This is a genomic window from Vibrio sp. 10N.222.48.A3, assembly GCF_041475345.1.
GTDB lineage: Bacteria > Pseudomonadota > Gammaproteobacteria > Enterobacterales > Vibrionaceae > Vibrio > Vibrio tasmaniensis_A.
In genome coordinates, this window is sequence record NZ_JBFRVX010000105.1 from 1 (window position 1) to 8,111 (window position 8,111).

The 8,111-nt window shown below is 43.9% G+C and carries 6 protein-coding genes; 2 read left to right on the forward strand and 4 right to left on the reverse strand.

The genetic code is table 11. The features are described from left to right. Positions 1-121: 121 nt before the first annotated feature. From AB4653_RS03940 to queD, 3 genes are all read right to left on the reverse strand, one after another. The gene (locus AB4653_RS03940; protein ID WP_102258597.1) at positions 122-1,264 is read right to left on the reverse strand and encodes an amino acid permease; all 1,143 of its coding nucleotides are present in this window, start codon (positions 1,262-1,264) and stop codon (positions 122-124) included. Between the two features lie 81 nt (positions 1,265-1,345). Continuing rightward, complete coding sequence (locus tag AB4653_RS03945) at positions 1,346-1,543, reverse strand: hypothetical protein (RefSeq protein ID WP_133151993.1); 198 nt, start codon at positions 1,541-1,543, stop codon at positions 1,346-1,348. A gap of 459 nt (positions 1,544-2,002) precedes the next feature. Then, complete coding sequence (gene queD, locus AB4653_RS03950; protein WP_009847038.1) at positions 2,003-2,365, reverse strand: 6-carboxytetrahydropterin synthase QueD; 363 nt, start codon at positions 2,363-2,365, stop codon at positions 2,003-2,005. Between the two features lie 326 nt (positions 2,366-2,691). Between queD and AB4653_RS03955 the strand changes: the two genes are divergently transcribed. After that, positions 2,692-4,326 carry a methyl-accepting chemotaxis protein gene (locus AB4653_RS03955; RefSeq protein WP_102258630.1) on the forward strand — a complete coding sequence of 545 codons (1,635 nt, stop codon included), beginning with the start codon at positions 2,692-2,694 and terminating at the stop codon, positions 4,324-4,326. A gap of 170 nt (positions 4,327-4,496) precedes the next feature. On the opposite strand, the gene AB4653_RS03960 is transcribed toward AB4653_RS03955, so the two are convergent. Next, complete coding sequence (locus AB4653_RS03960; RefSeq protein WP_102258598.1) at positions 4,497-5,987, reverse strand: SulP family inorganic anion transporter; 1,491 nt, start codon at positions 5,985-5,987, stop codon at positions 4,497-4,499. A gap of 685 nt (positions 5,988-6,672) precedes the next feature. On the opposite strand from AB4653_RS03960, the gene asnS reads away from it, so the two are divergent. Continuing rightward, positions 6,673-8,073, forward strand: a complete 1,401-nt coding sequence (gene asnS / locus AB4653_RS03965; protein WP_004734710.1) for an asparagine--tRNA ligase — start codon at positions 6,673-6,675, stop codon at positions 8,071-8,073. The last annotated feature ends 38 nt before the right edge of the window (positions 8,074-8,111 follow it).

The following is an 8,111-nucleotide window of genomic DNA, read 5'->3' on the forward strand; positions in this document are numbered from 1 at the left end:
GTTAAGGTTGTATGTTAATCAATCTGAATTAACAAACAAATAATAAAAAGGAACGCCGAGGCGTTCCTTTTTTGTATCTGAAATTTGGCGAGGTATTTACTCAGCTCGCTAAATAGCCAGATTAAATCACTTGTGAGATTAGCAAGAAGCAACCAAACAGCAATGAAAAAAGCATCATTGGTCGACCACCTTCAGCACTGTATCGGCCTTCCGCCACCTTCATAAAGCGTTGCTTATGAACCATCACCAGAGGAACAAACACGGCTAAGAACACTAAGATGATGCCTGCATAGTTCAACACTTGTAGGAACTTATCTGCAGCAAGCAGTGAACCCGCCAGCGGCAAGATGAAACTAATGCAGTAAGTGACCGCTGTGTTTTGGTTAAACATGTCTCTGTTCTGGTTGAACAAAGACATCGCTACACCAAAGAAAGAGGTCAACAACGCCAAGCCGGTGAAGGTAGACAGAACGTTACCCACCCAAGGAGACTGAGCCTCAAAAGCCGCCATCAAATCTGATACGTTCTTGAAGCTTCTAAATTGCTCTTCGCTCAAGTTACCGACCACAGCAAACAACCAACATAAGTAACACACTAATGGGATCAGAGAACCGACGATCACCATGTTACGCAGCTGTTTGTCTGTCGCTTCGTGGTTGTAAGAAACCAAGGTTGGAATCACAACCATAAAGCCAAAGCTCGTAAACAGGATGGCACTGGTTTTAATTAGATCGACGTGCTCGTGGCTGGTTACCTGCATTAAGTTTTCTTGAGTCATGCTCGGCGCTAAGAACACCATGGTTGCAAACAAGCTAGCAAGCATCACGAAGAACAATGCGCGGTTGAGCTTATCAATCACTCCGGTGCCACTCGCGACAACTGCACCCGCAAGTAAAGTAAACGTGATTTGGCTCGTCGTTGCGCTAATGTCTACACCAAAATTAGACAGTAACTTACTCAGTAAATCACCTGCGCCCAGAATGTAAGCCATCAATAGGCAAATCAATAGCGCGTAAAGTAGGCCGTTGGTAATCAACTGCCCTTGTTTGCCCAGAGTTTTTCGAGCAATAGAGTTCAACCCTAGACCGCCACCGGCTTTGATGGTCGCTTCTAGAAGTAATAATGCTGCGTAAGTGGTGCCGAAACAGATCAGAACCATCAGCAGTGTGCCGTAAAGCAATCCAAAATGAGCTAATACCATTGGGATCGCAAGCATACCAGCACCGAGAGCGGTACCAGCGATAATTAGGGAGCTACCCATCATTTTAATATTCATTGTTTTTAACTTATTTGTTTAGTTTTTATAGGTGTGAGTCTTCGTACATCAAGCGGATGACAAAGGGGTTCAAATAGAAATAAAGTTATAAAACGAATAACAATAGGAGCGATAAGCAGTAAAGAAGCGTGCAGAGACGTTGTCGAACAGGGTGTTCAAAGGGGAGCTTGTCTTAAAGGAGGTAAAACGAGAAGCGTGAGCGAGCGTTAACTGATGTGGTGAACCTTCTGTAGGTTCAATAATCGGCGATGTAATCTTGAATTTCATGTATGTGTCCAATAATTGAGTCACATTCCATAGTATTTGAAGCAGCGTATCCGTTGCTGCCCTACCTCTAGCATTAGAGGTCTTTTCATCTTATCGAATGAGCCTCGAAACACAACGCTGTAACCACAATTTCTGCTATTAAATTGAACAAAACAGTCATTTGGATATAAATCGACCACCAAACCGCGTAAAACAATAATCATTTTTGATAAAAATCGGAACTATGAACTCCCCACTCCATTAACAACAAAGCTTGTATAAAGAACACCCAAACATATATGACAGCTACAAAAAAGGCGCTCTTGTAAGCGCCTTTCGTTCGATTATAGCTTTTAAGACTATAACCTTGAAAGCTATAGTATTGAAGACTGTTGCCTTGATAACTATAGCTTTGATAACTGTATCCTTGAAATCTACAGCATCGAAGACTTCAGCATCACAAACTACAGCATCGAAACCTTATTCACCGCGGTAGATACAACCCGCTGTGCATGTTTCTTTAATCTCAACCTTGCTCAAAAGTGGCAAGCTTGGTTTAAGTTCATTCCAGATCCATTTAGCCAATACTTCACTTGTCGGGTTTTCTAAACCTTCAATGTCGTTTAGGTAGTAGTGGTCTAAACGGTCGTAAATTGGTTTGAATACAGCTTTAATTTCAGAAAAGTCGATTACCCAACCTGTATGCGGGTCAACTTCGCCTTCTACGTACAAACGAACAAGAAAAGAGTGACCATGCAAACGACCGCACTTATGCCCTTCTGGCACGTGTGGAAGATGGTGGGCTGCTTCAAACATAAACTCTTTGTATAACTCAGTTCTCATTGTGTTTCTCAGGCTAAAAAAATGACACGCAATATTACGTAAAACCAATACACACTACAAGTTCTATCACCACTGTACGGCCTTATTAGCTTCAAGGGGGAGCTTGTTGCTACCCACTCACTTGAGTCACAATAAAACACATATAAAGATGGCTTGAAAATCACCATACGCTTAACCCTCTCGCCAAATGATAAACAAACCCGCTACATCACAGAAACATAACCACAACCGGAGTGTGGTCACACAATCGGTTATACCCCATAGGTGGTAGAGCTGCTTACACGTAAAGTATGCATGTCATTATACTTAATAAAAACAAACACCTTATGCGCTCAACAATCACCTTTAAAATCCTAGTGGCCCTCGCCATCGTGTTCACTTTTCTATTAGCAATATCGACCTACTTTCAATATTCGCAGCAAAAGCAACTTGTAAACTCAGTGTTAAGTGAGCAACTTCACGATAAAGCGAGCAACTATTTCGATAGCCTCAATATGATGATGCTCACTGGCACCATGGCACAAAAAGAGACCCTTCGTCAGAAAGCGTTAGCGCAAGAAGGCATTGAAAATGTTCGTGTATTGCGTGCTGATGCGGTAAGTAAATTATACGGGCCTGGCAATGGCAACCAAACACCTGTGGATGATATTGATAAACGAGCGCTAGCGGGTGAAACCGTTATCAAACCCTTTTCTGCCGATTGGGGAAAAGGCTTGGTTATTGCTCTGCCAATGAAGTCGAGCGAGAACTATCGCGGCACCAATTGTGTGGCATGTCATATGGCGCCAGAAGGGGAAGTATTAGGTGCAATTCGACTTGAATATAACCTTAACCATGTCAACTCGCTGATCAATACTCAAACGATGACAGCGATCGGTATCATGGCAGTGATCTCCTTTGCCGGATTCGTTCTTACTATGGGATTGATTCGTAAGATAATCGTTCGCCCGCTTCAACAAACCTCTCGCTTTATGACTCAAGTCAGCAGTGATAAAAACCTATCAACTCGACTGCCAGAGCAAAGCAAGGATGAAATTGGCACGCTTGCTAACTCCATCAACTCGTTCATGGGCACGGTTTCCGACAGCTTAGAGAGGGTACAAGACACCTCGCACAAACTGAATGCGTCTGCCAACCAACTGACTAGTGTTGCACAAATTACCGAGCAAGCCGCCAGCGATCAACAAAACGAAACCGCTGAAGTACAAAACAATATCGAAGGGATACAGGCGCAGCAAGTTAATGTAGAACAAGCCACTTTAACCGCGTCAGAACTCATCAATCACACCGCCGATGTGGCATGTAAGAGTGCGAACCAAGCACATGATGCAAGCAGTGAGATAAAGAACCTAGTCAGTAGCATAGAAGAAGTGAAACACAAGATACTGACACTCAATGAGCAAACCGGAGAGGTCTCTTCAATATTGAGTGTGATTCGTGGCATTGCCGATCAAACCAATCTTCTAGCCTTAAATGCGGCGATTGAAGCGGCTCGTGCGGGAGAGCAAGGTCGGGGCTTTGCGGTAGTGGCAGATGAAGTTCGAAATCTTGCATCACGAACGGCAGAGGCAACTGGCAGTATTGAGTCAATCATTCATCAGTTCCAACAAGGCAGTGAAGAATCGCTGAATTCTGCTGACCGCGTTTGCGAACAAGCACATCAAAGCTCAACAGATATCGACGCACTGTCCGTTGAGATGAACGGTGTCGTTGAAGAAATGAAACAAGTGTTGGCTCATGCACAAAATATTCAGCAACAGACGCAATCCACCACACAAGCAACCCAAGATGTGCAACAAAAAGTTGAAACCATCACTTCTCACGCCGACAACACATCGCAGTCTGCAGCTGAAACTCGTGGAATCAGTAATGATTTAGAAGAGCTGTCGGATCACCTTGAATCTCTTATCAACCAATTCACCTTATCGAACTCAAATACCAACGATAAAGGTCAGTCATAGGCCGTTAGAACTCCCCTAGCGACATCAACAAAAAAGCGCTCAAAGATGAGCGCTTTATCTTCATAACAATGTCTAGTTCGGGCTTTAAGATTTTAAGATTTTAAGATTTTAAGATTTTAAGATTTTAAGATTTTAAGATTTTAAGATTTTAAGAGCACCTTAAACCACGATTAGTGCGTAATGGAAACCGCGGTTAAATCTTTATGCTTGTGGTACATCGCGTGCTTGAATATCAGATTCGCACTCACGGTATCCATTCCTGCGACCTCTACATAAGCACCCTTTTTTCGGAACTTAAACACGACCTTATCAAGCGCCTCAACCGACGTGTTATCTAGGAACGATGCATCCGATATATCGATCGTCACTAAAGACGTGGCCTTGTCATAGTCAAATAGATCGACAAACGCATCTGAAGAAGCAAAAAAGACATGGCCTTTTACTCGATGGGTGGTGTGCAGTTCGTTAGTCACCACTTCATCAGATATAAAGACCATCGACTTGCTGGCATGCGCATAAAACAAAGCTGACAACACCACGCCAACTGCAACACCTATCGCGAGATTGTGCGTAAACACCACCACCGCTACGGTCGCTAGCATCGTCACATTAGTAGAGAGCGTGTGATCTTTAAGTTCAACAACAGAACGCCATGAAAACGTGCCGATTGAAACCATGATCATCACAGATACTAAAGCCGCCATCGGTATCAGCTTCAACCAATCAGAAACAAACACCACCATTAGCAACAAAACAACCCCAGCGATCATACTGGATAATCGGGTTAAGCCACCTGATTTGATGTTAATGATCGACTGACCGATCATCGCACACCCCGCCATACCACCAAATAGTGAGGCAACGATGTTCGCTACTCCCTGCCCTTTACACTCATTGTTTTTATTGCTTTCAGTATCGGTCAGATCATCGACTATGGTCGCTGTCATCAAAGATTCCAGTAAGCCAACCAGAGATAGAGCGATAGAGTATGGCAGGATGGTTGCAAGCGTATCGAACGTGAATGGAATATTAGGAATCAAGAATACCGGCAGTGAATCGGGAAGCTTGCCCATATCGCCAATCGTTCTCACATCTAATCCGAACAACAAACTAATGATTGTCAGGGCAACAATAGCGACCAATGGAGAAGGTATTGCACGACCAAACTTGGGAAAATATGGAAGCAAGTAGATGATCGCCAAACCCAAAGCTACTAACACGTAAACACTTGAAGGAACGTTGATCAACTCAGGAAGCTGGGCCATGAAAATGAGAATCGCGAGCGCGTTAACAAATCCAGTAATCACCGATTTGGAAACGAAATTCATTAGGTTACCAAGCTTAAGATACCCGGCTGCGATTTGAATGACGCCAGCTAAAGATGAAGCAGCGAGTAGATATTCTAGTCCGTGCTCTCTCACCAAGGTGACCATTAATAGCGCCATAGCGCCTGTTGCACCGGAAATCATTCCCGGACGACTGCCAACCAAAGCAGTGACGACACAAATACAGAACGAGGCATAGAGCCCTACTTTAGGGTCAACGCCTGCAATAATTGAAAATGCGATGGCTTCAGGGATCAATGCGAGTGCAACCACAATCCCAGATAATGAATCTCCTTTAACGTTTGATAACCAGCGTTTTTTTAAATAATTAAGCATGTAATTCTCTTTTACTTGTACAGCCAGTCCTGCCTTGTTGAGACATAATTTGATCGACTGTTTTTCTTGAATGAGCGAGCGCTCGAAAAGTGCGGGTGTAGAGAGAATGCAGGGGTTAAGGCGGCGTAATTAACACGTGAACATTAAACTCCTTTAGTGGGTGATTGTTTAGTAGAATGAAATCAACACCTGTGCTTTGTTTTTGTGGCGTTTGTCTTACACAGGTCAGAATGGCTGACAATATAGAGTGAGTGCTACTTTAATCACACGACCAATCTTGCAAACAAAGGTTTCATATATTGACGCTTTCTGAACAAACCAAAACTGTTTATGCCCTTCAGTCCCGTCGTTTGAACTACTCTAATTACAGCAGTTCAACAAGTAATGAAAACCCTTAACCATTCGCACTAGTCCACTTCCCTAGTTCTCTACAATCAACAATCACAAGGAAAAATCGAACAAAAAATACACCCTCAAACACATTTATTGTCAGTACACACAATATTTCTTTCACCAAGCAAGAATAAAGGTTGAAGCTGTCTGTATGACAGGTAATATGTTCAATCGATTTAAAAAGTTTATACAACTTAATGTTTCGGCTAATTATTGTGCAAATGTATGTTTATTTGCAGCAATGCCAGAGACTTTGAGTTGAATTTGTCCCTCAATGGAGAATGAAATCAACATGACTTACGCGCCTGTAACAGACGTACTTGGCGGCAAGCTAGCGGTAGACAGTGAAGTAACTGTTCGCGGCTGGATCCGTTCACGTCGTGATTCCAAAGCTGGAATCTCTTTCCTTGCCATTTATGACGGCTCTTGTTTCGACCCGATTCAGGCCGTGGTTCCTAATAATCTTAATAATTACGAAGACGAAGTATTAAAGCTAACAACTGGCTGCTCTGTTGAAGTAACAGGTAAGATTGTTGAGTCTCCGGCGAAAGGTCAAGACTTCGAACTAGCAGCAACTGACGTTAAAGTTGTAGGCTGGGTTGAAGACGCTGACACTTACCCAATGGCTAAGACACGTCACTCTATCGAATACCTTCGTGAAGTTGCTCACCTACGCCCACGTACGAACGTGATCGGCGCAGTAGCACGTGTACGTAACTGTTTATCTCAAGCGATTCACCGTTTCTACCACGAGCAAGGTTTCTTCTGGACTTCAGCTCCGCTTATCACTGCATCTGATGCAGAAGGCGCTGGTGAAATGTTCCGCGTATCTACGCTAGACATGGAAAACCTACCTCGCACTGACGAAGGCAAAGTTGACTTCAATGAAGATTTCTTCGGTAAAGAAACTTTCCTAACAGTATCTGGCCAACTTAATGCTGAAGCTTACGCTTGTGCACTAAGCAAGGTTTACACGTTCGGTCCTACGTTCCGTGCTGAAAACTCAAACACAAGCCGCCACCTAGCTGAGTTCTGGATGGTTGAGCCTGAAGTTGCATTTGCAGACCTTGACGATGTAGCGAAACTGGCTGAAGACATGCTTAAGTACGTTTTCGCTGCTGTTCTTGAAGAGCGCCGCGACGACCTTGAGTTCTTCGCTTCTCGCATCGACAAAGAAGCAATCACTCGTCTAGAGCAATTCGTAGACGCTGATTTCGCACAAGTTGACTACACTGACGCAATCCAAATCCTACTAGATTCTGGTAAGAAATTTGAATTCGACGTTGAGTGGGGCATCGACATGTCTTCTGAGCATGAGCGTTACCTAGCTGAAGAGCACTTCAAAGCGCCTGTTATCGTTAAGAACTACCCGAAAGACATCAAAGCTTTCTACATGCGCTTAAACGACGACGGCAAGACAGTTGCAGCAATGGACGTACTTGCACCAGGCATCGGTGAAATCATCGGTGGTGCACAACGTGAAGAGCGTCTAGACATTCTAGACGAGCGCATGATTGGTATGGGTATCGACCCTGAGCACATGAGCTGGTACCGCGACCTACGTAAATACGGCACAGTGCCTCACGCAGGCTTCGGTCTTGGCTTTGAGCGTCTAGTGTCTTACGTAACAGGTATGGGCAACGTTCGTGACGTTATCCCGTTCCCACGTACACCACGCTCTGCTAACTTCTAATCTCAGCTTTCTTCTTTCAGAGAAGTCAGTATAGATAG